Origin of the sequence: Amycolatopsis sp. PS_44_ISF1 (genome assembly GCF_032335455.1) — a bacterium.
Classification (GTDB): Bacteria; Actinomycetota; Actinomycetes; order Mycobacteriales; family Pseudonocardiaceae; genus Amycolatopsis.
Genome location: NZ_JANUXO010000002.1, coordinates 897,693 through 923,931 on the forward strand (window position 1 = coordinate 897,693; position 26,239 = coordinate 923,931).

The 26,239-nt window shown below is 72.8% G+C and carries 23 protein-coding genes; 8 read left to right on the top strand and 15 right to left on the bottom strand.

Features of this window, described 5'->3' with window-relative positions:
• The gene (locus NYF13_RS18865) at window positions 1–960 is read right to left on the bottom strand and encodes a ketoacyl-ACP synthase III family protein (RefSeq protein ID WP_315658469.1); all 960 of its coding nucleotides are present in this window, start codon (window positions 958–960) and stop codon (window positions 1–3) included.
• Between the two features lie 509 nt (window positions 961–1,469).
• On the opposite strand from NYF13_RS18865, the gene NYF13_RS18870 reads away from it, so the two are divergent.
• The 3 genes from NYF13_RS18870 (at window position 1,470) to NYF13_RS18880 (ending at window position 6,793) form a co-directional block, all read left to right on the top strand.
• The gene (locus tag NYF13_RS18870) at window positions 1,470–2,501 is read left to right on the top strand and encodes a LuxR C-terminal-related transcriptional regulator (protein WP_315660366.1); all 1,032 of its coding nucleotides are present in this window, start codon (window positions 1,470–1,472) and stop codon (window positions 2,499–2,501) included.
• A gap of 944 nt (window positions 2,502–3,445) precedes the next feature.
• Window positions 3,446–4,654 (top strand): hypothetical protein, encoded by a 1,209-nt coding sequence (locus NYF13_RS18875; RefSeq protein WP_315658470.1) that lies wholly within the window; start codon window positions 3,446–3,448, stop codon window positions 4,652–4,654.
• A 24-nt stretch (window positions 4,655–4,678) separates the two neighbouring features.
• Window positions 4,679–6,793: a tetratricopeptide repeat protein gene (locus tag NYF13_RS18880; RefSeq protein ID WP_315658471.1), complete on the top strand. Its 2,115-nt coding sequence runs from the start codon at window positions 4,679–4,681 to the stop codon at window positions 6,791–6,793.
• Window positions 6,794–6,850: 57 nt separating this feature from the next.
• Here the strand turns inward: NYF13_RS18880 and NYF13_RS18885 are convergent, their stop codons facing one another.
• A complete protein-coding gene (locus NYF13_RS18885; RefSeq protein WP_315658473.1) occupies window positions 6,851–7,468 on the bottom strand; it encodes a DUF6801 domain-containing protein in 618 nt (205 codons plus the stop codon).
• Window positions 7,469–7,537: 69 nt separating this feature from the next.
• Window positions 7,538–8,779, bottom strand: a complete 1,242-nt coding sequence (locus NYF13_RS18890) for a DUF6801 domain-containing protein (protein WP_396287618.1) — start codon at window positions 8,777–8,779, stop codon at window positions 7,538–7,540.
• A 399-nt stretch (window positions 8,780–9,178) separates the two neighbouring features.
• Here NYF13_RS18890 and NYF13_RS18895 point away from each other — a divergent pair, with 399 nt between their 5' ends.
• On the top strand, window positions 9,179–9,712 hold the full coding sequence (locus tag NYF13_RS18895; RefSeq protein WP_315658476.1) for a hypothetical protein: 534 nt from the start codon (window positions 9,179–9,181) through the stop codon (window positions 9,710–9,712).
• Entirely contained in the window at window positions 9,709–10,899 is a 1,191-nt protein-coding gene (locus NYF13_RS18900; RefSeq protein WP_315658477.1) for a lipase family protein, read from the top strand. Before NYF13_RS18895 ends, NYF13_RS18900 begins: the two co-directional genes overlap by 4 nt.
• Window positions 10,900–11,053: 154 nt before the next feature.
• Here the strand turns inward: NYF13_RS18900 and NYF13_RS18905 are convergent, their stop codons facing one another.
• Entirely contained in the window at window positions 11,054–12,178 is a 1,125-nt protein-coding gene (locus NYF13_RS18905; protein WP_315658479.1) for a helix-turn-helix domain-containing protein, read from the bottom strand.
• A gap of 259 nt (window positions 12,179–12,437) precedes the next feature.
• On the opposite strand from NYF13_RS18905, the gene NYF13_RS18910 reads away from it, so the two are divergent.
• From NYF13_RS18910 to NYF13_RS18920, 3 genes are all read left to right on the top strand, one after another.
• On the top strand, window positions 12,438–13,643 hold the full coding sequence (locus NYF13_RS18910; RefSeq protein WP_315658480.1) for a helix-turn-helix domain-containing protein: 1,206 nt from the start codon (window positions 12,438–12,440) through the stop codon (window positions 13,641–13,643).
• A 128-nt stretch (window positions 13,644–13,771) separates the two neighbouring features.
• On the top strand, window positions 13,772–14,722 hold the full coding sequence (locus tag NYF13_RS18915) for an alpha/beta hydrolase (RefSeq protein ID WP_315658481.1): 951 nt from the start codon (window positions 13,772–13,774) through the stop codon (window positions 14,720–14,722).
• Between the two features lie 203 nt (window positions 14,723–14,925).
• Entirely contained in the window at window positions 14,926–16,224 is a 1,299-nt protein-coding gene (locus NYF13_RS18920; protein WP_315658483.1) for a helix-turn-helix domain-containing protein, read from the top strand.
• 29 nt (window positions 16,225–16,253) lie between these two features.
• Here the strand turns inward: NYF13_RS18920 and NYF13_RS18925 are convergent, their stop codons facing one another.
• From NYF13_RS18925 to NYF13_RS18975, 11 genes are read right to left on the bottom strand one after another with little or no spacing between them, the layout of a single operon-like run.
• The gene (locus tag NYF13_RS18925) at window positions 16,254–16,910 is read right to left on the bottom strand and encodes a hypothetical protein (protein WP_315660367.1); all 657 of its coding nucleotides are present in this window, start codon (window positions 16,908–16,910) and stop codon (window positions 16,254–16,256) included.
• A 5-nt stretch (window positions 16,911–16,915) separates the two neighbouring features.
• Window positions 16,916–17,416 carry a hypothetical protein gene (locus tag NYF13_RS18930; RefSeq protein ID WP_315660368.1) on the bottom strand — a complete coding sequence of 167 codons (501 nt, stop codon included), beginning with the start codon at window positions 17,414–17,416 and terminating at the stop codon, window positions 16,916–16,918.
• Between the two features lie 2 nt (window positions 17,417–17,418).
• Entirely contained in the window at window positions 17,419–18,525 is a 1,107-nt protein-coding gene (locus NYF13_RS18935; protein ID WP_315658484.1) for an MlaD family protein, read from the bottom strand.
• Window positions 18,525–19,517, bottom strand: a complete 993-nt coding sequence (locus NYF13_RS18940) for an MCE family protein (protein WP_315658485.1) — start codon at window positions 19,515–19,517, stop codon at window positions 18,525–18,527. Before NYF13_RS18940 ends, NYF13_RS18935 begins: the two co-directional genes overlap by 1 nt.
• A 14-nt stretch (window positions 19,518–19,531) precedes the next feature.
• A complete protein-coding gene (locus NYF13_RS18945; protein ID WP_315658486.1) occupies window positions 19,532–20,545 on the bottom strand; it encodes an MCE family protein in 1,014 nt (337 codons plus the stop codon).
• Window positions 20,545–21,597, bottom strand: a complete 1,053-nt coding sequence (locus NYF13_RS18950) for an MCE family protein (protein WP_315658487.1) — start codon at window positions 21,595–21,597, stop codon at window positions 20,545–20,547. The genes NYF13_RS18945 and NYF13_RS18950 overlap by 1 nt, the downstream gene beginning before the upstream one ends.
• Window positions 21,594–22,604: an MCE family protein gene (locus tag NYF13_RS18955; RefSeq protein WP_315658488.1), complete on the bottom strand. Its 1,011-nt coding sequence runs from the start codon at window positions 22,602–22,604 to the stop codon at window positions 21,594–21,596. The genes NYF13_RS18950 and NYF13_RS18955 overlap by 4 nt, the downstream gene beginning before the upstream one ends.
• On the bottom strand, window positions 22,601–23,794 hold the full coding sequence (locus NYF13_RS18960; RefSeq protein WP_315658489.1) for an MCE family protein: 1,194 nt from the start codon (window positions 23,792–23,794) through the stop codon (window positions 22,601–22,603). The genes NYF13_RS18955 and NYF13_RS18960 overlap by 4 nt, the downstream gene beginning before the upstream one ends.
• Window positions 23,791–24,618, bottom strand: coding sequence for an ABC transporter permease (locus tag NYF13_RS18965; protein ID WP_315658490.1), 828 nt, complete (start codon window positions 24,616–24,618; stop codon window positions 23,791–23,793). Before NYF13_RS18965 ends, NYF13_RS18960 begins: the two co-directional genes overlap by 4 nt.
• Window positions 24,619–25,413 carry an ABC transporter permease gene (locus tag NYF13_RS18970; RefSeq protein WP_315658491.1) on the bottom strand — a complete coding sequence of 265 codons (795 nt, stop codon included), beginning with the start codon at window positions 25,411–25,413 and terminating at the stop codon, window positions 24,619–24,621.
• Window positions 25,410–26,198: a hypothetical protein gene (locus NYF13_RS18975; protein WP_315658492.1), complete on the bottom strand. Its 789-nt coding sequence runs from the start codon at window positions 26,196–26,198 to the stop codon at window positions 25,410–25,412. The genes NYF13_RS18970 and NYF13_RS18975 overlap by 4 nt, the downstream gene beginning before the upstream one ends.
• Window positions 26,199–26,239: the final 41 nt, after the last annotated feature.

The following is a 26,239-nucleotide window of genomic DNA, read 5'->3' on the forward strand; positions in this document are numbered from 1 at the left end:
TCAGCCCTTTCCGTGCCGGAGCACCATCGCGGCGTAGGTCGCGCCGAGCCCGACGGCGGTCAGCACGTAGTGGTCGCCCGGCTGCAGCCGGCCCAGGGCGCGCAGGCGGGTGTAGTTGAGGAACGGATCGCTGCAGAAGCAGTGGCTGTACTCGGCGATGTTGTCGAGGAACACCGCCTGCTCCGGCACGCCGAGCAGCTCGATCGCGCGGCGCCAGGACGAGCGGTTCACGTTGTGCGGCACGATCACCGAGACCTCGGCCAGGCTCAGCCCGGCCCCGTCCAGCGCCGTCTGCACGACACCGGTGAGCTGCTGGGCGTACTCGTCGCCGAATTCGCGCAGCCGCTCCGGCGAAAGCCGCAGGCCGTCGGCGAACCGGCCGTCGGTGCGCGCGGCGTAGGACACGACGCGGTCGCCGGACGCCTCGCCGTCGCCGGCCAGCCGGACCAGGCAGGCGGCCGAGCCCTCGCCCATGATCGCGGTGTTCGGGATCAGCTGGGCCAGCGGGGAGAACGCCTTCTCCCCGGTGACGACCACGGCCAGCGCGTCCGGCTCGCCGAGGTCGGCGAGCAGTTCCCCGCAGACGTCGATCGCCGCGAGCCCGCCCGCGCAGTTCTGCTGGGTGAGGGCGAAGGCGATCGCGTTGGCCAGGCCGAGGCGCTCGCCCAGCCGCTGGGCGACCGGCACCCCGAAGGGCGCGACCTCCTGGATGGTGTGCGCGTAGACCAGGAACCGGACGCGGTCCCGGTCGACCCCGGCGAGCAGCCGTCGCGCCGGTTCGGCGACCAGGTCCTCGACCCCGCCGTCACCGAGGCGCAACCGGTCCAGCCCGTGGATCTTGCGGAACAGCTTGACCTTCGGCCGGGTGAGGCCGAGCCGGGGGGCGAGGTCGTCGATGGACACCTCGGCGTCCGGGGTGTGGCTGACGACCGCTTCGACGGTCAGTCCCGCCGTGACCATGGTGACCTCCTCCGCCGGGGCAAGGGGAACCGGGTCGGCCGGCCGCTGGAGCGCGGCCGGCCGCCGGCTCGGATCAGAGCGACTTCGCGGCCAGCGCCTTCGCGGCCAGGGACTTCGCGGCCAGCGCCTTGGCGGCGAGCGACTTGGCGGCCAGCGACTTCGTGGCGAAGGTCTTCGTCATGTCGGAACTCCTTGTGTTTGCTTGGTTACCAGTGGAAAGAGAAGTATCGGTCAATACCCCGATACGGTGAAACAAATGGGAAAGAGGACGGTCAGTCCCGATCCCAGATGGTTCCGGAGCGGTATTTCATCGGATGTCCTTTGGTAACAGATTCGGTGACTCCGACGGCATGTTCCGGACTCCCCGGCACCATCCCGTTTCTTCAACGCAGGAAAACGGAATCACACCAACGGAGGCACTACAACGGCGGCGAAGCTGCATAGAGTTACGTTGGCAGCAACCGGACAGCGGGCTGCGCCTCCCGATTACGCCAGGAGTGCTGGTGAGCATGCTGCACATGGCCTACGACGACCATCGCGAAAGCGACCTCGACGCGGCCTCGGTCACCGACGAGACCATCACCCGGGTCTACGAAGCCGTGCTCCTGAACCGGATGAGTGATCCCGGAGACGTCGCCGGGCTCCTGGCCCTGCCCGAGCCGGCGGTGGCCGAAGCGATCGGCCAGCTCGTTTCCACCGGTCTGCTGCACCGCGACCACGCCGGCCACCGGCTGGTGGCCGGGGACAGCCCGCACACGATCGGCGTGCGGCTGACCGCCTCCGCGGAACTGGCGGCGCTGCGCATCCGGCAGCAGGTCGCCGGGGTCCAGCAGACGATGAACCGGCTGACCTCGGCGTACCTGCAGTCCCAGGCCGACGCCGACGACAACTACATCGAGCACGTGCACGGCGTGACGGCCGTCCGCGCGAAGCTGGAGGAACTGCTCCACGGCGCCGAGCGCGAAGTCCTCGCCATGCAGCCCGGGGGGACGCCGCGTCCGGGCGCCATCGAAGAGAGCGTGCCGCGCGATCTGGAGGCCCTGGGCCGGGGGGTGTCGATCCGCTCGTTGTTCCAGCACACCAGCAGATCGACGCTGCTCATGCGGTCCTACGCGCGCAGCCTCAGCGCCGCGGGCGGCGCGGTGCGCACGGTCGCCGAACTGCCCAGCCGGATGATCGCCGTGGACGGCGCGCAGGTCCTGATGCCCGTGCCCGGCCGCGGCGGGGACGCGTCCCTGGTGTCGGACGCGGGCGTCGTGGCCCACCTGATCGGGGAGTTCGAGCTGTTCTGGGGCACCGGCCTGCCCCTGGACGGCACCGGGGACGAGGAGCCGGAGAACGACCTGGAGCGGCTCGACGTCGTCGTCCGCTCGGTGCTGCGGTTGCTGGCCCTGGGCCTCAAGGACGAAACGATCGCGCGCCGCCTCGGCATGTCCGTGCGGACCTGCCGCCGCCACGTGGCCGATCTGCTGGACCGCCTGGGCGCGGCCAGCCGCTTCGAAGCCGGCGTCATCGCGGCCCGGCGCGGCTGGATCGGCTGACCGCGCACTCCGCCGCCGAACGGCCCACGGCGGGATCCGCCCCGTGCGCCCCCACCGCCGCGTCCTGCGGGTCATCGCGCCGCCGAACAGCGCAGCCTCCGCTGCGCCGATCGTCGGCGTCATGGTCGCTCCGCGATTACCGACATTGCCGATTCGCCACCACACAATGAAGTCGCACAATCACCGGAATCGATCCGGATTAATGCGGTGATCGAGTCGTCACCCGTCGCGGAATGCGTGACCGGAGAACCGCGGAGCGTGCTGGTGGTGATTAACCGGAAAGCTCTGCCGCGACAAAAACTCCACCATTCCCCGACGGCCGCCGATTACCGGACGACGGAGGGCTTCGCGGGCCGGCCGGTGCCGATTCCGGTTCCGGCCCCCGCCGGGTCCGCCACCCGCGGCGGCCGGGACACCGCGGGCACGACCGCTCACGGGGCGTGCACACCGGTCGGCCGCCCTCCCGCCCGGCCGAATTTCAAGATCGCCCGGTATAAACGCTTTTCACCATCAGGTCAATGCGCCTTCCATGGAGGTAAAATTACCGTCGCTGAACGCCGGAAACCGTCGATTCCTTCACTCGGGTGGGTCATTGACCGGACGGCACCCGGGGTTGAAAACTGATCTGCGCAGCGGTGGTCGAGAACTCGAAAGATGTCGATCATTTACCGATTTTACATCGATCAATTTCTTCCGCGGGCTGTGTCTCATTCCGCGCCCGGGTCTTTCCGATTTCTTCCCGGGGCGGTTCCTTCTAGGGTGCAGGAGGCTTCCATGAAGAAGATCAAGGTGCGCAAGGCCGGCACCGTGCGGTTGACCACCGCCGCCGCCGGCTACAGCGACCCGTTCTGCGGCCTCGGCTGATCCCGGGCGCACGCAGATCAGGTTGACCACGGGTTCCCCGGGCCGCGCCGCCCGGGGAACCCCGGACCCGCGAGGTTGCCATGACGTCCACCGAGTTCGACCTGCGTCGCCCGCTTCCCCTGCACCGGCTGACTTTCCACGCCGAGGACGGGCCGGAGGGCGAGGTGACCATCGGCCGGGCCGACACCGGCGAGTTCGGCGTGTTCCCGGCCGACGGGGCCGCGCTGCTGTCGAGGCTGGCCGAAGGCGGGCCCCTCGGCGACGCGGTCTCCTGGTACGAACGCGAATACGGGGAAACCGTCGACATCGGCGAGTTCCTGGAGGTGCTCGACGAATTCGGGATGATCGTCCACGACGGCCAGGCGGTCACCGAACCGGTCACCGTGCGGTGGCGCCGGCTGGGCGCCGCCGTCTTTTCCCCGCCGGCCTGGCTGCTCTACGCGGCGGTGATCGCCACCGGAATCTTCGTGATGGCGACCGTTCCGGGAATGGCGCCGCACTATTCCGCGGTCTTCTTCGTGCCGTCGCTGGTGGCCATTCAGCTGTTCGCGTTGTTCGGGCAGATCCCGCTGATCCTGGTGCACGAAACGTTCCACGCGCTGGCCGGGCGGCGGCTGGGCATCCCGTCCTCGCTGCGGGTGGGGCGCCGGCTGATCTTCGTGGTCTTCGAGACCTCCCTCGACGGGCTGGTCGCGGTCCCCCGGCGCCAGCGCTACCTCCCGATGCTCGCCGGCATGCTCGCCGACGCCGTGTTCGTCGCCGCCCTGACACTGGTGGCCGCCGCGCTGCGCGACCCGGCCACCGGTGCGCTCGGCCTGTTCGCCCGCGCCTGCCTGGCGCTGGCGTTCTACACCCTCATGCGCCTGGTCTGGCAGTTCTACTTCTTCCTGCGCACCGACCTGTACTACCTGGTGTGCACCGCGCTCGGCTGCGTCGACCTGCACACGGTCGCGCTGGCGATGCTGCGGGCCCGGATCGCCCGGGTCCTGCCGGTGGCGGCCCCGGCCGTGGACGAGTCCGGCTGGCACCCGCGCGACCGCCGGGTCGCCCGCTGGTACAGCTGGCTCGTGCTGGCCGGCTACGCGTTCGTGCTGGGCAGCGTGGTGCTGGCCGTGGTCCCCACCGCGATCTACACCGTCGGCATCCTCGTGACCCGGGTCGCGGACGGGGCCAGCCCGGCCGGCGTCCTTGACGGCGCCCTGTTCCTGGTCCTCACCCTGGGCCAGTTCGCCCTCGCCGGTTTCCTCGCCCGGCGCGAGCGCTCCGCCCGTTCCGCCCGCTCCGCTTGATCCGACCACCGCCTGGAGACAACCATGGTCCGACACCTCTGGGTCCGGCTCCCCCGCGCCGTCGATCCCGCCGAGCTGCCCGCCCTGCTCGCCGCCGGCCGGCCCGGGCCGCTCCCGGAGCCGCTGACCGCGCCGGTGGACACCGCGCGCCGGCTGCGCGGCCCGTTCACCGCGGCCGGGCAGCTCGTCCTGGCGCTGGCCCCCGGCGCGTCGGGCGCGCTGCTCGAGCGCCACCAGGTCGAGCTGCTCTCGGTCGCCCCGGAGCTGCGCGGCGAGCTGGGCGCACCGCGGGAAACGCTGACTTCGCTGGCGGTGCCGTCCGAGCGCACCCGGTTCTACGCCGGTGTCCGCACCGAGCGCCTCGGCCACGGTGTCGTGGAGTTCGTCCACGCCCGGCTGCGCGAACGGGGGTGCGGGCCCCGGTCGCTGGTGGTGCGGCTGTCCGACGCCGACCACACGGACCTGGAGTTCCTCGCCGCCCTCGTCCGCCGCACCGATCCGGCGCTGCTGAGCGTGGTGATCTGCGACGACGGGACCGATCCGGGGGCGCCGCTGAGCGCGGTGCTGCGCGAGCACGCCGAGGAAACCGCCGTGCCCGCGGCCCTGCCCGCTCCGCTCGGCCTCGACGACATCGCCGCCGCCACCCGCTACGTCGAGAGCGACTGCACGGCTGACCGGCCCGAGCTGGTCGCCGCCTACGAGGGGCTGCCCGCCGCCACGCGGGCCGGGCTGCACGACCGCCGGGCGGACGCGCTCGGCGCGCTGGGTGAGCGAGCTCCCGTCCTCGGGGCGATCCCGTTCCACCGGGAGCGCGGCGAAGACCCGGGCGGTCTCGGGCTCGCCACCCTCGAAAAGGCCCTCAACCGCTGCCTGGACATGGGCTTCTACCACGCCACGATCGACCTCTCGCAGCGCGGCCGGGCGCTGATCGATCCGGCGGCGGCGTTCACCACCTGGTGGGTGTTCACCACGAAGATGACCACGTCCCTGATGATGCTGCGCCGCGCGGACGAGGCCGAGGTCTTCTACGAGGAGCTGATCGCGGCCACCGAATCGCCGCGGGGGCACATGCAGGCGTCCTACGCCCGGGCGATGATCCACACCCGCCACCGCGACCGCCGCGACCACGTGCGGGCCAAGGGGCTGATCAAGCAGGCCATCGCGTTCTCGCGGCTGCTGGCCGACGACACCGACGCGAGCGTGTTCACCACCGTCTTCCACCAGAACGGCCTGGCGCTGGTCGAAATGCACCTGGGCCACCTGGAGGAGGCGCTGCGGCTGGTCACCGAGGGCGCCGAGTGGCTGGACCGGACCATCGCCCCCGGCGCGCACGCCCTGCACCGGTCGGTGCTCGTGCACAACCGGTCGCAGCTGCTGGCCAAGCTCGGCCGGACCGAAGAGGCGCTGGCCTGCCTGGACCAGGTGATCGCCGCCGACCCCCACCACCCCGACTACCACCTCGACCGCGGCAACCTGTGCCACGCCCTCGGCCGGGACGAGGAGGCGCTGGCCGACTACGACACCGCGATCCGCATCGGGCCGCCGTTCCCCGAAGCGCAGTACAACCGGGCCGAGCTGCTGATCGAGCAGGACGAGACCGACGCGGCGCTGGCCGTGCTCGGCTACGTCCTGGAACTCGACCCGGAGCTCGTCGACGCGCGGGTCAACCGGGCGGGGCTGCTGCTCGACCGCGGGGACCTCGAGGCCGCCCGCGCCGACGCCGAGCACGGGCTGGCGATCGAACCGGACAACGCCCACCTGCACCTCGTCGTGGCCCAGATCCTGGCCGAGACCGGCGACCGCGCCGCCGCGGGAGCGGCCTTCGACTGCGCGCTGGAGCTCGATCCGGACTCGATCGGCGCGCTGGCCGGAAGGGCGGCCCTGGCGCACGAGGCGGGCGAGTTCGCGGCGGCGCTGGCCGACCTCGACCGCGCCGTGCGGCTCGCCCCCGGCGATCCCGCGGTCCGGTTCAACCGGGCGATGGTGCACGAGGCGGCGTCCCGGTGGGCCGACGCCGTGGCCGACCTGCTCGTCGCCGAGGAATCCGCCCCGGAGGACGAGGACATCACCTCGGCCCTGGACCGCTGCCGGACGACGGTGGCGGCGGGCCACGCCGTGAACCACCCCGCGCCGAGGTAGCCGACCGGCGTCGCCGCGAGACCGTTGTCGGCCTCCCCCGGCGACGACCGGGAGAACTCACCGGGAGGCGGCGGCCAGGTCGACGTCCAGCAGGACCGGGTCCTGGCCCGGGTCCAGGGTGCAGTCCGAAGTGAACGAACCGAGCCCGGTGAAACCGCCGTCGGCCTTCTTCGGGGTCAGCCGGGTGCTGAAGTCACCGACGGTCAGCGTGGTGCGGCCCGGGTTCGGGGGCTGGATCGGCGGCACGGTGCCCGTCGCGTGCGGGCTGAACGGGCCCGAGCCCGGCACCGCCGTCTTCGCCACGGTCAGCGGCAGGGTCAGCGGGAGGTTCAGCGGCCCGTTGACCAGCCCCACCGAGGCCGCCGCGGTGCCTTCGACGCTCGCCGCCCCGACCAGGCTCAGCCCGCGGGCCGCCTGGTCCGGCACGGTCACGGTCACCTCGATCGGGCCGGTGGTCAGTGTGCCCCCGGCCGCGACCGGCACGTCGAACGAGGTCCGGATCTCCACCGCCACCGGCTGCCGGCCGAGCAACGGGAACGGGCAGGTGAAGGCCAGCTTCCGGACCACCGGCGCCGGGGTGCCGGCGGACGGGGCCGCAGCGCCGGGGGTGCCGCCGAGTCCGGCCGCCGGGGCCGTCAGCGCCACCACGAGTGAAACCCAGAGCGTCCTGAGCACGGCGGGTCACCTTTCCTTCGGGCCTGGCACCGGCCCCCGCCGCGGCGCGACGGGGGCCGGCAGCGGGGGTCACTTCTTGGTGAGGTCGAGATCCAGGCTGTTGCCGGAGCTCTTGGCGAACGCGCTGATGTAGTCGTTGAACGGTCCGCAGTTGGCGAAGTCCGACAACGCGTAGGTGCCGGTCAGCTTGCCGCCCTTGAGCAGGTCGAAGTCCGGGGCGGTGGTCATCGCGCTGGTCGAGGGGGCGACCGTGCCGCACTTCGGGTCCGAGCTGATCGGGATGCCGAACAGGGTGACCGAGGTCAGGAAGGTGTCGAAGGCGATGTTCGCCTTGAACCCCGTGCCCTCCAGCGTCCCGCTCTGCTGGCCGTGCTGCACCACCTTCACGTCGGAACCGCCCTGCAGGAACCCGAACAGCTTGAAGTCGGTGTGGGTCGGGTCCAGGTTCAGGTCACCGGTGAAGGTCTTCGCCGCCAGGTCCACCTTGGCGTCGAACGAGCCCTTGATCGGCGCCGTGCTGCCCAGCGACTTCAACGTGGTGCTGCCGTTGATGGCGAAGGAGTACTTGATCCCGTCCCCGGGCGGTGCCGAGGAAGAGGGCGGGTTGTCGGCGGAGGAGGACGGCGGGTTGTCGGCCGACGAGGAAGGCGGGTTGTCGGCCGAGGAGGACGGCGGGGTGGTGCCCCCGCCCTGGGTGATGGTGAACGTGGCCAGGGTGTTGGACTGCCCCGGGTCCTGCGTGCACGGCGCGTCGATGGTGCCGTCCGGGGTGATCCCGGTGACCGAGCCGTCCGCCTTGCGCGGGGTGACCTTCAGTTCCAGGTCCCCGACGGTGATCTTCGCTTCGCCGGGCTTGTCGAAGGTCAGCGACGGCGTCCGGCCCGAGGCGTTGACGGTGAAGTCGCCCGAGGCCGGGATGTCGGTCTTGGCCACGGTGTTCGCAACGCTCACCGGGAGGTTGATCCCCGGTGCGGCCACGGCGGCCTGGGCGATGGCCTGTCCCTCGATGGTCTTGGCGCCGATCAGGTTGAGCCCGCTGACGGTGTCCGCGTTGATCGTCGAGATCGCCTTGATGTCGAACGCGCCGGTGGGCTGCCCGGTGGCGATGGTCTTGGGCAGGTCGGTGTTGATCACCACCTTCAACGGCTGCGAACCCACCAGCGGGTAGGTGCAGTGGTAGTTCAGCGTCAGCGAAACCGGGTCGGCCGAACTGGTCGGGGCCGCGGCGACCAGCGCCACGGCGGCCAGTCCGACCGCCCCGGCGGTGGCGGCCGCCACCGCCGTTTTCCTGTTCCCTCTAGGGTGCCTCACGATGGTCCTTCCGGGTATCGGCGATGATACGAACGGCGCCCGCCCCGTTCACGGAAAATGCGGGCGAATCCACGAAGGTAGTGCCGAAGTGATCGCTACCGATCATCAAGCTAATCAGCCGGGAGAACGGGTTCAACACCCCGGCGGCGGCGGCCGGGCCCGAATGCGAAACTTGTCACGCCGGTGCGCGGTCCTGGTGGCATTCCTGCGGTTTCCCCGGACCGGCCCGCTTCCGCGGGAGGTTCACCGGGGTGACAAGAATGGCCCGGGCGCCCCGTACGCCGATGGCAACGCAGTTCTTCGGCCACGGCCGTTCTTGCCGGGATCGCAACACCGAGCCTAGCGTGGTCGGCCATGACCAGAATGCCCCTGAACCGTACGCGCAAAAGCGTTTTCGCGGTGACCGCACTCCTGTCCTGCCTCTCCGGCGCCGTTCTCGGCTGCGGCGCCCCGGCCGCGCCGGACCGCCACGCCGACCCCGCCGCCGTGCGGTGGGCCGACACCGTCTGCGGCGGGGTCGCCGCGGGATCGGCGAAACTCGGCACTCCCCCGGCGCTCGGCGCGGGCCCGGCCTCCGACCGCGACGCCATGGTCGGCTTCCTCGACCGGCTGGGCTCGGCCCTGGACGACATGGGCCGCGGGCTCACCACCGCCGGCCGCCCGCCGGTGCCCAACGCCGAGTCCACAGTAGACAAAGCCGCGGCCACGCTGCGGGAGACCCGGAGCCGGGTGAGCGCGGTGCGGGCGCAGATGGCGCGGGCGGAGGTGACCGACCGGGCCGGTCTGGCGCGGGCGGTGTCGGCGGCCGACACGACCATGAACGGGCTGTCCGATCCGGGCGGGCCGGTCAAGGACCTCAAGACCGATCCCGGGCTGCGGCCGGCCTTCGACGAGTCCGCCGTGTGCCGCCGCGTCTACGGGAGCGGCTCGTGAGGGGCCGGCTGCTCGCCGTCCTGCTGGCCTCGGTCCTCGCGACCGGAACCGCCGCCGCGGTGCACGCGCCCGCCGCCGCCGACGGGACCGGCCCGTCCGACGACTCGTTCTACGTGCCGCCCTCGCCGCTGCCCGCGGGGCACCCCGGCGACGTGATCCGCTGGCGGCCCTCGATCGCCGGTCCGCGGAAGGATTCGGTCGACGCCTGGCAGGTGATGTACCTGTCCACCAACGCACTCGGGCAGCCGGACGCGGTGACCGGGACGGTGCTGGTGCCCCGGCGCGCCGATCCGGCCACCGCGCCGATCGTCGCGTTCGCCCCCGGCACCCACGGGCCCGCGTTCTCCTGCGCGCCGTCTTCGATGATCGGCGCCGGCGCGTTCTACGAGCAGCCCGGGCTCGACGACCTGCTCGACTCCGGTTACGCCGTCGCGGTCACCGATTACGAGGGCTACCAGCCCGAGCCGAGGACGACCTACGTGGTCGGCCGCTCGGAGGGCCCGGCGGTGATCGATTCGGTCCGGGCCGCGCAGCGCCTGGGGGCCGCGCACCTGTCCCCGGACGCGAAAGTCGTGTTCCGCGGCTACTCCCAGGGCGGTGGCGCGGCCGCGTGGGCCGGCCAGCTCCAGCCCGCCTACGCCCCCGAGCTGAACCTCGTCGGGGTCGCCGCCGGCGGGGTGCCCGCCGACCTGGTGCAGGTGACGCTGCAACTGGACGGGCGCTTCGGGTTCGGGGTGTTCGCCTACGCCCTGATCGGCCTGGACCAGGCTTATCCCGAACTCAAGCTGGATTCGTTCCTGAACGACAACGGGCGGGCGAAACTGGCCGAGATGCGCAGGAGCGCCTGCACCTTCGAACTGCTCACCACCTACGCGAACCAGAAGATCGCCGACTACACCACCGGCCCGGGGTACATCGCCCCGCCCTGGGTGGCCCGGCTGAACGAGAACAAGCTCGGCGGCGAACCGATCAAGGTGCCGTTGTTCCTCTACCACGCGACCGCCGACCAGCTCGTGCAGTTCGGCCAGGCCGACACCCTGCACCGGGCCTACTGCGCCGCGCACGTGCAGGAAACCTGGAAGACCTACGACACCGACCACATCACCCTGGTCTACACCGGCAACGCCGACGTGCTGGCCTTCATCAAGGACCGGCTGGCCGGGCGTCCCGCCACCTCGAACTGCTGAATCCGCCTGCTTTCGCGGCGACGGCCCCTCGCGGACCGCCGCCGCGGCGGCCGGTCCGATGGCGCTCGGGCCGGTCCCGGGATACGGGAGGGCACCGCGAAACCCGCGGTGCCCGCCCGCCGAACCGCCGAGCCGGGCGGCCCGGCTCCGGCGGTCAGATCGCCAGCGTTTTCTCCGCCAGCAGCGAAAGTTCCAGCCGCAGCCGCTCGTCCGGGTCCTCGAGGCGGTCGCCGAACAGCTCGCCGAGCTTCTTGAGCCGGCCGCGGACGGTCTGCGGGTGCAGGTCGAGCTGCCGGCCGAGTTCCGGGGCGCTGCCGCGGGTGCGGACCAGGGCCAGCAGGGTGTCGGCCAGTTGCTCGCGCCGGTGCCCGCCCACCCCGGCCAGCGGGGCCAGGGTCTGCTCGGCCAGCCGGGCCAGGAGGAACTCGTCGGCCAGCAGCAGAAGTTTCGTGACGTGCTCGCGGCACCAGACCACCGGCCCGGTGCCGCCGAGCAGACCGCGCTCGGCCAGTTCGGCCGCGCGCAGCGCGATCCGGTAGGACTCCGCGGCCTCGGCGAAACCGACCCGCGGCCCCACCGCGGCGATCCAGCCGCGGGGCAGCCGGCCCAGCCCGGCCAGGTCGGTCTCCGGGTCCGCGCTCAGCAGCACCGGACCCGGGCCGCCCGGATCGGCCAGCACGTGCGCGGGGATCAGCCCGGCCGGGAAGTCCGGGGCGCCGGGACCGGCGCGGAACGCGACCACGGCGACGCGATCGGGCAGGGTGAGCCCGGCGGCCGCGGCGAAACCGTCCACATCGGCCGGAACGCGGCCGTCGATCAGCGCGCGCAGCAGCGCCCGGTGGCGCTGGCCGTCCCCGGACGCGGCCAGCTCGGCCGCGGTGTAACCCTCGGCGATCGCGGCCATCGAGGTCTCCACATCGGCGAACATGCCCTCCGCGAGCTGGTACAGCACGTCCGCGGAACAGCCGCATTCCCGGGCCGCGTCGGCGATTTCGCGCCAGACCACCCGGTTGGCCACGCGCACCGCGGCCTGGACCGACTCGCGGGACAGCCCGCGCCGGCAGGCGAGGCGGCCCCGGTGGCGGAAATCGGCGAGCCGGGCGGCCTGGTGCGTTTCGGTGACACCGAGCCGTCCGACGTCACGTTCGATCGCCCGGCGCGCGGATTCGACGGCCGCGGCGCGCTGCGCCGGGGTCAGCCATTTTTCCGCGTATTCCGGAATTTCCCGCTCCAGCGCTTCGATGCACGCGAGCGCGATCCCCGGCGCCCTCAGGCGCACGGCGGCACCGATCTCCCGGGGAAGCCTGGACCACGCGCACGACACTGACAAGACCGGACTCTCCCCGCTCGATAATCGGCGCCACGAAGTAATTGCGTCCGCCGTCACGGGCAAAAAGCGGAACAGGGAGGAGCTTAGGACTTCTGCGCTTTCTCGTCAAAGCACGCATCGGCCCCGGCCCGCCGGGAATCGTTCGCACCGCGGGGTTCGCGGTTCCGCTACGCTCGCGCTCCCCGTCCTCGCCGAAGGGAAGGTTTTCGTGGTCGAGTACCGCAGTTTCCACCTGCTCGCCTCAGTGCCGCGGGCGCTCGGCGCGGCGCTCGGGCCGCACGTCGCCTCCGCCGCGGCCGCCATGATCGAGGAGGTGCGCGGCTCGGTCCCGAGCTACGCCCAGCCGTTGCGGGGCGTTTTCGGCAAGGTGCTCGTGCAGAGCGTGGAGTACGCGGTGCGCCACTGCGTCGACTCGATGGGCACGCCGGAGCAGCCGCACGAGCACTGGATCGAGTTCTACCGCGGGCGCGGCCGGATGGAGTTCACCGAGGGGCGCAACCTCGACGCGCTGCAGGACAGCGCGACCATCGGGGCCCGGGTGGCCTGGCGCTCCATGCACCAGGCGGTGGTCGATGCCGGGGTCGACCCGGTGGTCGTGTCCACCACGGCCGAGGCGATCTTCGCCTACGTGGACGAACTGTGCGCCACGGCGATCGAGGGCTACCAGCGCGCGCAGGCCGAAGCCGAGGGCACCGTGCCGGTGCGGCGCCGGCGGCTGCTCGAACTGATCGCCAAGGCCCCCGAGGGGTCCGCGCGCAGCATCGCCGAACTGGCCGGGGGCGCCGGCTGGCCGCTGCCGGAGACCGCGGCCATGGTGGCGCTGGAGCACCGGCCCGGGGCGCCGCCGTTCCCGCTGGAACTGCTCGGCGACGGCGTGCTGGCCGAGCTGGACGGGCCGGAGCCGCATCTGCTCACCAGCGAGCCCGACGCCGACCTCGTGCCGCTGGCCGCCCGGCTGGACGGCTGGCGCGCGGCGGTCTCCCCGCTCGTCCCGCTGGCCGACGCCCCGGCCGCGCTGCGCACCGCGAGACGGGCGCTGCGGCTGTCGGCGGCGGAAGTGCCCGGTCCGCTCATCTGGTGCCGGGACCACCTCGCCACCCTGTGGCTGCTGGCCGAGGACTTCCTGGCCGCCGAGCTGGCCCGGCGCACCCTGGACCCGTTCGCCTCGCTCGGGGACAAGCAGCGGGAGCGGCTGAGCGAGACCCTGCTGGTCTGGCTGGAGTCCCGGGGCAGCGCGCCGGAGATCGCCGCGCAGCTCGGCGTGCACCCGCACACCGTGCGCAACCGGCTCCGGCAGCTCGAGGAGCTGTTCGGCGACCGCCTGCGCGACGCCGACGACCGGCTGGGCCTGCAGCTCGCGCTGCGCGCGCAGCGGCTCATGCAGGCGCAGCGGCACGGGGACGAGCCGCGCTGAGTTCTCACCCGGGGAAGGGGTTTCGCGGGCCGCCACTGTCACCGGCGCGCGGATTTCCGGATTTTTCCTTGGAGCACAAGGAAATCCTCCGGGTACGGCTTACCGTGGCCTGATGCGAAAGGCCACCGATGCCCCTTGAGACCTTCTCCCTCACGCTGCACGGACGCCGGGTCCGGGTCCGCGAGCACCGCCCCGGCGGGCACCGGCCGGACGAGGCGGTGGTGCTGCTGCACGGCATCGCCGGCTGCGCGCAGACCTGGTCGCCGGTGCTGCGGCGGCTGGAGGAAGGCGGGTTCTCCCACCGGGTGCTGGCCCCCGACCTGCCCGGGCACGGCGGCTCGGACTCCCCGCGCGCCGACTACGGCCTCGGGACCACCGCCTCGGCGGTCCGGGACCTGCTGGCCCTGTCCGGGGTGCGGCACGCGACCGTGGTCGGCCACTCGCTCGGCGGCGGGATCGCGATGCAGTTCGCCTACCAGTTCCCGCACCTGTGCGACCGGCTGATGCTGGTCAGCAGCGGCGGCCTCGGCCGCGAAGTCGGCTTCGCGCTGCGCGCGGCGACGCTGCCCGGGGCGGGCGCCTTCCTGACCCTCACGGTGAACCGCGGCACGCTGGCGCTGAGCCGCGCCCTGGCCCGGACGGCCCGCGCGCTCGGCGGCCGGCTGTCGCCGGAAAGCCGTGAGCTGGCCCGGCACCTGGGTTCGCTCGCCGACCCCGGCCGGCGCCGCGCCTTCCTGGCGATCACCCGCGGACTGCTCGATCTGCGCGGGCAGCGGGGCAGCGCGCTGGAGAAGCTGTACCTCTCCGCGGGGGTGCCGATCCGGATCCTCTGGGGCGCACGGGATCCGCTCATCCCGGTCGCGCACGGGCGGCGGGCGGCCGGGCGTTTTCCGGAAATCCGGCTGACCGTAATGGAAAACGCGAAGCATTTTCCACATGTGCTCGACCCCGGCCGATTCTGCGGGGAATTGACCGAATTCGTCGAAGGCACCGAGGCGGCCCGGGTCGACGTGCACGACGTCGCGGCGCGATTGCTGGCCGCCGGCGAAACCCCGGGCCCGGCGGAAAAGTTGTCATAACCAGGCCATCCCGGCGCCGGGGAAGTGTCACCCACGATGACCGCGAACCACCCGATCGGGTGTAGTCCGGATGGAGGACCCCCACAGCCGACCTCAGCCGGTTGACAGTCTCGTTCGCCCGAATTTATGTTTCCCAGGCCCCGAAATCCGCGTCGGTTTCCTCGGTGAAGAGGCCGACCTCGTTGTCGATGAGGACATCAGCCATGACCTACGTGGACAGCGGTCCGAAGATCGCCGGGACCCCGCCGGCCGCCGGCGGCGCCCCGAGCCCGCGCCGGCCCCTGCCGTCCGCCGACGGCGCGGCCCCGGCCGGGAACGAGGCGGCGCGGCTGTGGGCCGCGCTCCCCCGCGAGCTGGCGATCCGGTTCAAGCCCCGGGTCAACCCGCTGGCCCGGGCGATCCTGCGGGAGGTCCAGCGGGCGGTGCCGGAATACCGGCGCCCGCTCGAGGGCGGCTTCGGCCGGGTGATCACGCAGGGTGTCCGCCAGTCGATCCTGCAGTGCCTCGAGAGTGTCGGCAAACCCGCGCACGCGGCCGCGCCGGCCGAGGCCTGGGCCGCGGTGTTCCGCAACCTCGGCAAGATCGAGTTCCAGGAGGGGCGCAGCCTCGACTGCCTGCAGACCGCCTACCGGGTGGGCGGTCAGGTGGCCTGGCAGCACATCTCCGACTTCGCCCGGGCGACCGGCATCTCCGCGGACGCGCTGTGCATCGGCGCGGAGGCGACTTTCGCTTACGTCAACGAGATTTCCGCGTTGTCGATCGAGGGGTACACCGCGGCCCGCGACCGGGCCGCGGGGACCCGGGTCCGGCGGCGGCAGCGGCTGCTGGAACTGCTGCTGTCCGATCCGCCGCCCGCCCCGGGCGCGGTGGCGGCCCAGGCCGTGGCCGCCGAGTGGGTGCTGCCGGCCGAGGTCGCGGTGGTCGCGCTGGAGACCCGTCCCGGCCGGGCCCAGGACCCCGGCGATCTGCACCCGGACGTGCTCACCGTGCTCGACGGGGACCGGCCCTGCCTGGTCACCGGGGCCCCGCAGCGGGACCTGCGCGACCTCGGCTCGTTGTTCCCCGGCCGCCGGGCCGTGGTCGGCCCCACCGTCCCGACCGCCGACGCCGCCCGCTCGCTGCAGTGGGCGCAGCGCACCCTGCGCCTGGTCCAGCGCGGCGTGCTGCCCGACGCGCAGCTCACCCTGTGCGCCGATCACCTGTCCACGCTGTGGCTGCTGGCCGACCAGTTCCTCATCCGGGAGCTGTGCGCCCAGAGCCTGGAGCCGTTCGCCGGCCTGACCCCGAAACAGCGCGCCCGGCTGGGCGAGACGCTGCTGGTCTGGCTCCAGACCCGCGGCGGCAGCGCCCCCGAGATCGGCAAGCGGCTGAAGGTGCACCCGCAGACCGTGCGCTACCGCATGCGGCAGCTGGTCGAGCTGTTCGGCGACCGGCTCGAGAACCCGGACGACCGGCTGGACCTGGAGATCGCGCTGCGGGCCGAGGCCCTGCTCGACTCCTGAGGCACCGCACCGCCGCCGCGGCCGGCGCGTCACACGGCGGACATGCCGGTGACGCGCCACTTCCCGCCGTCGCGCTCGGCGGTGACGCTGAGCTGGGCGGCCCCGGTGCTCCGGCTGCCGTCGCCGCGGACCCCGGTCTGGTCGAGGAACACCAGAGCCGCCGCGTGCCCACCGTCGAGCAGCTTGATCCCGGAAGCCACCGCGTGCGAGGTCACGACGAGCTGCTGCCCGGCGGCGAGCCGGCCGACCTGGCCGAAGAGCTGCTCGTACTGGCCTCGCGCCGCGCCGCTGAGCACGGCCTCGGCCGCCTGCCGGCTCCGGCCGGAATCGTCGTAGCGGTAGGAAAAAACCGTGCCGAGGGCGGCGCCGATCCCCCGGGCCGCGTCCTCGGTGGCGGCGGTGTCGACCAGTGCGGAGTTCCCGGCCGCCGCGGCCCGGTCCCGGTGCGCCGCGGCGAAGCCCCAGGCCGCCGTCCCGGCCAGGACCACCACGAGCGCGATCGGCAGCACCCGGCGGACCCGGTGCCGGTGCGCCCGGGGAGCCGTTTCCGGCGCGGGGACTTCGACCTGCGGGGCCCCTTCCGCACCGAGGTCCCGGGAGGGGGGGCGCCCGCGGGTCCGGCCGCGCCCGGCCACCCGCACCACCCGCACCGGCCGCCTCGGCGGCTTCTTCGGCTGCACCGTCATCCTGGTCACGGGCCCTCCTCCACCGGTACCTGGCCGAGCCCGGTGACCAGCCAGCCCCCGGCGCCGCGGGCCAGCCCGGCCTTGAACCGGTTGTGCTTCGCCACGGCCGGTCCGCCGTCCGGGGTGACCACCAGCTCGACCGAGACGATCAGCTCGGCGGTGCCGGCGGCCGGGTCCAGCCCGGTCACCGCGGCGTCGGTGACCGTGCCGGTGGTGACGGTCTTCGCCTGCGCGACCCGCTCGAGGTTGGCCGGACGGCCCTGCACCAGCTCGTCGTGCAGCGAGCCGCCGCTCACGTCGAGCCAGTGCTGGTAGCCGCCCGCGGCTTGGCGGTAGTCCAGCGAGGTCAGCCCGGCGACCGCGGTCCGGCCCGCCTGCAGGGCCGAATCCCGGAACCCGGCGCGGGCCGGTCCGTCGTCGTGCGCGGCCTGCCACCAGTCGAACCCGCCCCAGGCCGCGGCCACCGCCGCCAGGGCGACCGCCGCGTAAGGCAGCGAAGCCGGCATCTTCACGGTCGTCCTCCCGGTGCGTTCTGCGAGCCGCGCACGCTCGTCGGGTCGCCTTCGGGCAGCGCGCACCTCGCGGAGGTGTCGAGCGGCCGCACCGAGGTGTCGAGCCCGTCGCGGTAGGTGGCCCGGTAGCCGGTGGTGCACGGCGGCGGGTCGAAGAAGTTCAGCGACAGCCCCACGTGCACGCCGTCCGGGCGCACGATCGAACCGGCGGCCCGGACCGCCTGCGGCGTGGTGATCAGCAGCTGCCGCAAGCCGTCCTGACGGTGGTCGAGGACTTGCGCGGTGGTGAGCAGGTTCGCCAGGGTGATCCCGAGCCCCGGCCCGGATTCCCGGATCAGCTCCGCGACCTGCTCCGCCGCCGCGGGCACGGCCGGGATGAGCCGGCGCAGGTCGCCGTCCGACTGCTTCAGCGTCGCGGCCAGCAGCCGCGCGTTCGCGCCGAACGCGCGGATCGCGTCGGCCTGCCCGACCTGGGTGTCGAGCACCGTGCCGGCGTCGGTGACCAGCCGGGTCAGCGGCCCGACGTGCGCGCTCGCCGCCTGGACGAACTCGATGCCCCGCCCGACCAGCTCGTCCAGGGCCGGTCCGGCGCCGGAGGTGGCGTCGTAGAGCTCGTTGACCACGGTGCGCAGCGCCGGTTTCGGCACCGAATCGGCGAAATCGTCTACTGTGGACAGTACCGCGTCGATCGGCAGCGGGATGTCGGTGTCGCGCCGGTCGATGACCGAGCCCTCGTGCAGCACCGCTCCGCCGTCGACCCGGGGCCGGAGGTCGACGTACTGCTCGCCGACCGCCGACCGGTCGGCGACCACCGCCTCGGTGTCCGCCGGGACCGGCGCCGTGCCGGAGTCGATGCGCAGCTCGGCCTCCATGCCCGCGGCGGTCAGCCGCAGGGCCCCGACCCGGCCCACCGGCACCCCGCGGTAGGTCACCTCCGCGTTGGTGAAGATCCCGCCCCCGGAGGCGAACTGCGCGGTCACGGTGTACCCGCGGTCGAAGAACACCTTGTCCAGGCCCGCGTAGGTGGCACCGACGTAGGCGGTGCCGGTCACCGCCAGCACCCCGAAGGCCACCACCTGGGCCCGGACCAGCCGGGAGAGCATCAGTTCCCCTTCCGGACGAAGGTGTTGAGGTAGTCGCCCCGGATGGTGTCCAGCGCGGCGTCGGGGAACGGGAAGGTGAACAGCAGCTCCATCGCCTGGGGCAGCGCGGCGCCGGAATCGGCGAGCCGCCGCAGCAGCGGGGCCAGCGCCTTCAGGTCGGCGACGAGGTCGTCCTGGCTCTTTTCGACCGTGCCGACGGCCACCGAGCTCAGCCCGTCGAGGGAGTCGAGCAGGCCGGTCAGCGCGGCCTTCTGGTCGTCGAGCACCTTGATCCCGGGGGTGAGTCCGGTGAGCGTGGTGGTGATGTCCGCGCGATGGGCGTCGAGGGTGGCCGAAAGCTTCTGCACGGAATCGAGCGCCCGGGTGATCTCGCCGCGCTGCTGGTCGAGCCCGGTCATCAGGGTGTCCAGGCTGGAGAGCAGGCTGCGGGCGGCGGACTCCTTGCCGCCCAGCGCCAGGTTGAGCTGGTGGCTGATGTTCTGCACCTGGGCCACCCCGCCGCCGTTGAGCAGCAGGGACAGGGCGCCGAAGACCTCCTCGATCTGCGGGGTCAGGCTGGAGCGGTCCAGCGGGATGACCGCCCCGTCGGCCAGCCGCCCGGCCGGGGCGGCGTCGGGGGGTGCGGCCAGCTCGACGAACTTCTCGCCGAGGATGCTGGCCTGCCGCAGCCGGGCGACGGCGTTCGCGGGCAGCACCACGTCCCCGTCGACCGCGAGGGTGGCCACCGCGGTGCGCCCGTCCGGCGCCAGGTCGATCCGGGTCACCCGGCCGACGGCGACGTCGTTGACCTCGACCCCGGACTGCGGGACCAGGTCCAGCACGTCGGCGAAGCTCGCGGTCACGCGGATCGGGTGCGGGCCCAGCGCCGCGCCGCCGGGCAGCGGGAGGTCGTAGACGGAGAACCCGCCGCCGCACCCCGTGGTCGCGAGCACCAGTGAGAGGACGGCGAGCCACTGGGTCGTACGCCTGATCGTGGCCGTACGCCTGGTCATTCCGGTGCGCCCGCTCATTTCGGCCCCGGGAATTCGAGGAGGTTGCCGCGGCCGTCGAGGGTCCCGGCCGCCGGGTCGTAGGCGCCGAGCAGGTTGGTCAGCGCGTTCGGCGCGGCGCTCAGCGCTTCGGACAGCGACTGCTTCTGGGCGGCCAGTGTCCTGGTCACCTCGGCCAGCTTGTCCACATCGGACCGGACCCGGCCCCGGTTGTCCTTGATGAACCCCTGCACCACGCCGAGGGCCTGGGTCAGCTCGTCGAGCGCGGCCGGGAACTGGTCCCGCTGGCCCGCCAGCACCTGGCTGATCGAGGCGAGCTGCCCGGCCGCCTGCTTCACCTGGTCGTCGTTCGCGGCCAGCATGGCGGTGAACCGGCCAGTGTCGTCCACCGTGGAGAACAGGTCGTCCTTCGAATCGCCCGCGGTGCGCGCCAGCTCGCCGAGGTTCCGGATCGCCTGCCCGGCCAGCCGGCCGTTGCCGTCCAGGGCGGTGGCCGAGGTGGTGAGCAGTTCGCTGACCGCGCCGTCCTTGTTCGCCCCGTTCGGCCCGAGCGCGCCCATCAGCTGCTTCAGGCTGGCCAGCAGCTGGTCCACCTCGACCGGGGTGACGGTCCGCTGCCGCGGGATCGGCCCGCCGGTGAACTCCGGGCCGCCGGTGTAGGGCGGGGTGAGCTGCACGTACCGGTCGGCGACCAGGCTCGGCGTGATCACCGCCGCCCCGGCGTCGGCGGGCAGCCGCAGTCCGGGCCGCACCTGCATGGTCACCTTCACCTCGGTGCCCTGCGGCTGCACCGCGGTCACCGAGCCGACCGGCACCCCGAGCACCCGCACGTCGGAGTTCGGGTAGATGCCGACCGCGGCGGCGAAGTACGCCGTCACGATCCGGTCGGACGGGGCGGTGGCCAGCGGCCACACCGCGCACAGCACCAGCGCGGCGGCCACGCCCAGGGCGAGGCGGCGCAGGCGGGCCCGCCGCCGGACGCGGTCCCCCGGTCCGGTGAAGTCGGTGAAATCGGCGAGGTCGGGGGACATCAGCGGCCTCCGTTCGGGGGCGGCGCGCAGCGGCCCGGGGTGGATCCGTCCGGGACGAGCCCGCACAGATAGGTGTCGATCCAGTGGCCGTTGCCGACCGCATTGCCGAGCAGCCGGTAGAACGGCCCGGCCAGGCGCAGGCTGTCCGCGAGCTTCGCCTGGTTCTGCTGCAGCACCCCGGCGACGCGGTCGAGCTGCTCCAGGGCCGGGCCCAGCGTCTTGCCGTTGTCCGCCACCAGGCCCCGCAGCTGCACCGACAGGCTCCGGATCCCGGCGAACAGCTTCGCGATCGCGTCCTTGCGCGCGTTGAGCTGGGTGAGCAGGGTGTTGCCGTCGCGGATCAGGGACTGGATCTGCCCCGACCGGTCCGCGAGCGTGCCCGACACCGCCCGGGTGTTCTGGAACAGCTTCACCAGCTCCTCGTCGCGCGAGGCCAAGGTCTGCGAAAGGGCCGCGACACCGGTGAAGGCCGCGCGCACGTCCTGCGGGGCCGAGGCGCCCAGCGTGCCCGAGAGCGCGCGGAAGGCCCGGGCCAGCTGGTCGGTGTCGATCGCGCCGACGGTGCCGGCCAGATCGTTGAACACGGTGGTGACGTCGTAGGGCGAGCTGGTGCGCGGCAGCGGGATCGGCTGGTCCGGGTCCAGCTCGCCGCCGCCGACCGGGTCGAGCACCAGGTTCTTCTGCCCGAGCAGGGTCTTGATCTTGATCGCGGCGGTGGTGCGGTCGCCGACCCAGGTGTCCCGGACCCGGAAGCGCACCTCCACGTGGTCCCCGGCCAGGTCGACGCCGGTCACCTCGCCCACCTTCACCCCGGCGACGCGGACCTCGTCCCCGGACCGGAGCCCGGCCGCCTCGCGGAATTCCGCCCGGTAGGCGGTGCCGCCGCCGATCAGGGGCAGCTCGCCGGAGAAGAAGGTGAGCAGGCCGAACGCGAGCATCACCGCCGCGGTGACCAGGCCGACCGCCATCGGGTTGCGGGAGCGGAACGGCTTGAGCCGTGGCGCCCGGGAGCGGCGGTGGCCGCCGCGGGCCCGGGGCAGTCGCGGGTTCATCGGCACCTCTCGGCGGTCACGGGGATGCCGGGCGGCGGGCCGCCCGGCGCGGGCTTGGCGTCGGTCCGGACCGCGCAGAGGTAGAAGTTCGCCCACGAGCCGTAGGAGAACACCGTGCCGATGCGGTCGAACTTGGCCGGGAGGTGGTCGAGGAACCGCTGGAACACCGGGGTGTTGTCGGCCAGGTTGCGCGACAGGTCGCCGAGCGCGGAAATGCTGTCGGACAACGGTTTGCGGCCCTGCTCCAGCAGCCCGGCGGTCGCGGTGGCCACCTCGCCCAGGCCCGCGGTCGCGCGGCCGATCGGGACCGCGTCCGCGGCGAGCCCGCCGACCAGCCGGGAAGTGGTGGCGACCAGTGCGTCGAACTGGTCGCCCTGGGCGTTCACCGTGTCCAGCACCGAGTTGAGGTTGCCGATCACCTGCCCGATCACCCGGTCCCGGCCGGCCAGGGTCGAGGTGAGCGAAGCGGTGTGCCGCACCAGGCTCTCGACCGTGCCGCCCTCCCCCTGCAGCACCTGCACCAGCTCGAACGAGAGCTGGTTCACGTCGTTCGGCGAGAGGGCCTGGAACAGGGGCTTGAAGCCGTTGAACAACGTGGTCAGGTCCAGCGCCGGGGTGGTCCGCGCCAGCGGGATCCCGGCCCCGCCGGGCAGCGGGGCCCCGGCCGGACCGGGATCGACGGCGAGGTACCGCCCGCCGACCAGGTTGCGGTACCGGATGGCGATCGTGGTCGCGGCGCTCGGGCGGTGGGCTCGATCGACCGAGAAACCCACCTCCGCCACCCGGTGGTCGACGACCCGGACGGAGTCGACCTGGCCGATCCGGACCCCGGCCATGCGCACCTCGTCGCCGGAGTTGACCGAAGTCGCGTCGGTGAACCGCGCGGTGTAGCCCACGGTGTCCGGGGTCCCGGTGTTGGCGATGGTGAGCGCCAGCATCGCCGTCGCCAGTGCCGTCACGACGAAGAAGACCAGGCCCTTCACCGCCGGCGCGAGAACGCTCCTCATCGGACAGTGACCTCCTTGCCCCGCAACGCGGGCCCGATCAGCACGCTGCTCCAGCCGGGTACCTCGCCCAGCCGGGGCCGGAGCAGTTCGGCCACCAGCGCCCGCTCCCCGGGCGAGTTCGCCGGGCCCAGGTCGTCCCCGGCGGGCGCGCCGCCGCCCCCGCCGCCGTAGCACCTCGGGCCGCCGGTCGCGGTGAAGGCCGGGGTGTCCCGCCCGGGCACGTACTTCTCGCGCGGGTCCTGCACCGAGAGCACCACGTGCAGCCCGGGCTCGCCGGTCCCGGCCCCGAGGGCCTTCTCCATCAGCGGCTTCAGCCGGTTCACCGCGTCGAACAGGCAGGGGAACTCCGGGGAGTAGCGGGAAAGCAGCTCCAGCGAAGAGCGGCTTTCCGCGGACACGCCGATCAGGTTGTCCTTGTTCTTCCGCAGGAAGTCGCCCAGGTCCTGCGAAGCGCCGGTGACGGTGGCGAACAGCGCGCGCAACCCGTCCTGCTCGTCGGTGACGGTCTTCGAGGTCGTGGCCAGGTCGGCCAGCGCGCGCAGGATGTCCGGCGCGGCCGTGGTGTAGAGATCGGCGGCCCCGGCCAGCCCGGTGAGGTCCTGGCGCAGCTCCGGCAGCAGCGGGTTCACCCGGGCGAGCAGGTCCTGCAGTTGCACGATGCTGTCGCCGAGGGGCCGGCCGCGGTGGTCCAGTGCCTGGGAGATGGCACCGAGCGAGCTGTTGAGCTTCTGCGGCTGCACCGCGCGCAGCAGCGGCAGCAGGTCGTCGAGCACCCGCTCCACCTCGATCGCGCCGGCGGAGTCGTCCTGGGCGATCACGTCGCCCGCACGCAGGCTCCCCCGGCCCACCGCGGGCAGCCGGAGATCGACGTAGCGCTCACCGAACAGCGTCTTCGGCAGCAGCCGGGCCGAGACGTTCCGGGGCAGCGCGCCGATCTTCGCCGGGTCCAGCGCCAGTTCGAGTTCGGCGCCGCCGGGGGTGCCGCGCACCTCGCGGACCTCGCCGAACGGCACGCCGCGGACCTTGACCTCGGCCGAGCGCGCGAGCTGGCTGCCGGCCCGGCCGGTTTCCAGGCGCACCAGGGCGGAGTGGTCGAAGTCCTGGTCGTAGACGGCCACGGCCAGCCGGCCCAGCAGGACGAGCACGACCAGGAACGCCACCCCGGCCAGCTGGGTGCCGAGCCGGCTCACCCGGACACCTTCACCGTGGTGGTGGCGCCCCAGATGGCCAGCGACAGGAACAGGTCCAGCACGCTGATCAGCACGATCGAGGTGCGCACCGCGCGCCCCACCGCGACGCCGACCCCGGCCGGGCCGCCACCGGCGCGGTAGCCGTAGAAGCAGTGGGTGAGGATCACCGCGACGCTGAACACCAGCACCTTCCCGAAGGACCACAGCACGTCCCCGGGCGGCAGGAACAGGGTGAAGTAGTGGTCGTAGGTGCCGCCGGACTGGCCGAAGAAGACCACCGTGGTCACCCGCGAGCCGAGGTAGGAGATGAGCAGCCCGATCACGTACAGCGGGATGATCGCGGCGAACCCGGCCACGATCCGGGTGGTCACCAGGTAGGGCAGGCTCCGCACGGCCATCACCTCGAGCGCGTCGATCTCCTCGGAGATCCGCATCGCCCCCAGCTGTGCGGTGAACCCGCTGCCCACCGTGGCCGAGAGGGCGAGCCCGGCCACCAGCGGCGCGATCTCCCGGGTGTTGAAGTAGGCGGTGAGGAAGCCGGTCATGGCCGAGATGTTGATCTGGTTCAGCGCGCTGAACCCCTGCAGGCCGACGGTCACGCCGGTGAACACGCACATCCCGACCATCACGCCGATCGTCCCGCCGATCACCGCGAGCGCCCCGCTGCCGAAGGTGACCTCGGCCAGCAGCCGGAGCACCTCGCGGGAGTAGCGGGTCAGGGCCGTGGGCACCGCGGCCAGCGCGCGGACGTAGAACAGCAGCTGATCGCCGAGCGCGAACAGCCGGTCCCCCGGTTTGGCGGCCACGCTGCGCAGGTGGCTCATTCAGGTTCCCTTCGCCGGGACGAGCTGCAGGTACAGCGCGGTCAGCACGGTGTTGACGAAGAACAGCAGCAGGAAGGTGACGACCACGGACTGGTTGACCACGTCGCCGACGCCCTTCGGCCCGCCCCGGGGGTGCAGTCCGCGGTAGGCGGCGACCACCCCGGCCAGGTAGCCGAAGACGACCGCCTTGATCGAGCTGACCACCAGGTCCGGCAGCTGGGCCAGGGCGTTGAAGCTGGCCAGGTACGCGCCCGGGGTGCCGCCCTGCACGATCACGGCGAAGAAGTAGCCGCCGAGCACGCCGACGACGCTGACCAAGCCGTTGAGCAGCACCGAAACGCCCACCGCCGCCTGCACCCGCGGGACCAGCAGCCGCTGCACCGGCGAGACCCCGAGCACTTCCATCGCGTCGATCTCCTCGCGGATGGTGCGGGCGCCGAGGTCGGCGCAGATCGCACTGCCGCCAGCTCCGGCGATGATCAGCGTGGTCACGATGGGGCTGGCCTGCTGCACCACCGCGAGCACGCTGGCCGCGCCGTTGAACTGCTGCGCGCCGATCTGGCTGGTCAGCGAGCCCAGCTGGAGCGAGATGACCGCGCCGAACGGGATCGCGACGAGGATCGCCGGGGAGATGGAGACACTGGCGATGAACCAGAACTGCAGGACGAATTCGCGGACCTGGTAGGGCCGCCGGCCCATGGCGACCAGGATGTCCAGGGCCAGCGCGCACATCCGGCCGAATTCGCGCAGCCCGTTCACCGCCCGGCGCGGGACCTCGGCCAGCAGCGTGGTCACGGGGCCCCGCAGCCGTTGGGCGGCGCGCCGTTGCCGACGCAGCGCAGCACCAGGTCGGTCACCAGGGTGTTGCCCGGTCCGGAGACCAGGCCGCTGAACAGCCGGCTGAAGTCCTCGTGCCCGGTGCACCCGGTGAACGCGGGCAGGGTGAAGGTGGTGGACACCTTCCGCGGCTGGGCCGGGAACGCCAGCGGCAGCAGGCCCTTGATCTCGACCCGGGCCGGTTCGGCGGTGCGGCAGTCCGGACCGACGTCGAGCGCGCGCCCGTCGACGCGCGCGTCGGAGAGCTTCACCGAGACCGAGTTGACCACGTCGGTGTCGGCGCAGATGTCGGTGCCCACCGCGGCGCAGTCGCCGTTCCGTCCGGTGTGGACGGTGACTGCGCCGGTCGCGTCGCCGCTGGGGATCAGCGCCACGGTGGCCGTGGCCGGCATGAAGCGGAAGGTGACGAAGTAGCTCGACGCCGCCGGGACGGCGAGCTTGCCGGTGATCGGCACCGTGCCGTTCAGCCCCAGCAGCGCGCCGTCGAACCGGCCGGGCGGGAAAGCCAGCTCGGAGCCGAGCTTGGCGACCCGGCTGGTGGTCGGATGCGCGCTGTCCCCGACGACGAAGCCGAAGGGAAAGCTGATCCCCCCGGCCGCGACCGGCCGGGCCGGCGGGACCGGTATCGCCGGTGTGGTCGGCGTGGTCGGCGGGCCCGGCGTGGCGGCGGCCGGGCCCAGCGCGAACGCGGTCGCGGCCACCGGCAGCAGCAGCGCCAGCGGCACTCGTGATCGCCTGAGCATGTGCGGGCCTCGTTTCGCTTCGGTCCCGCCAAGCTACCGAG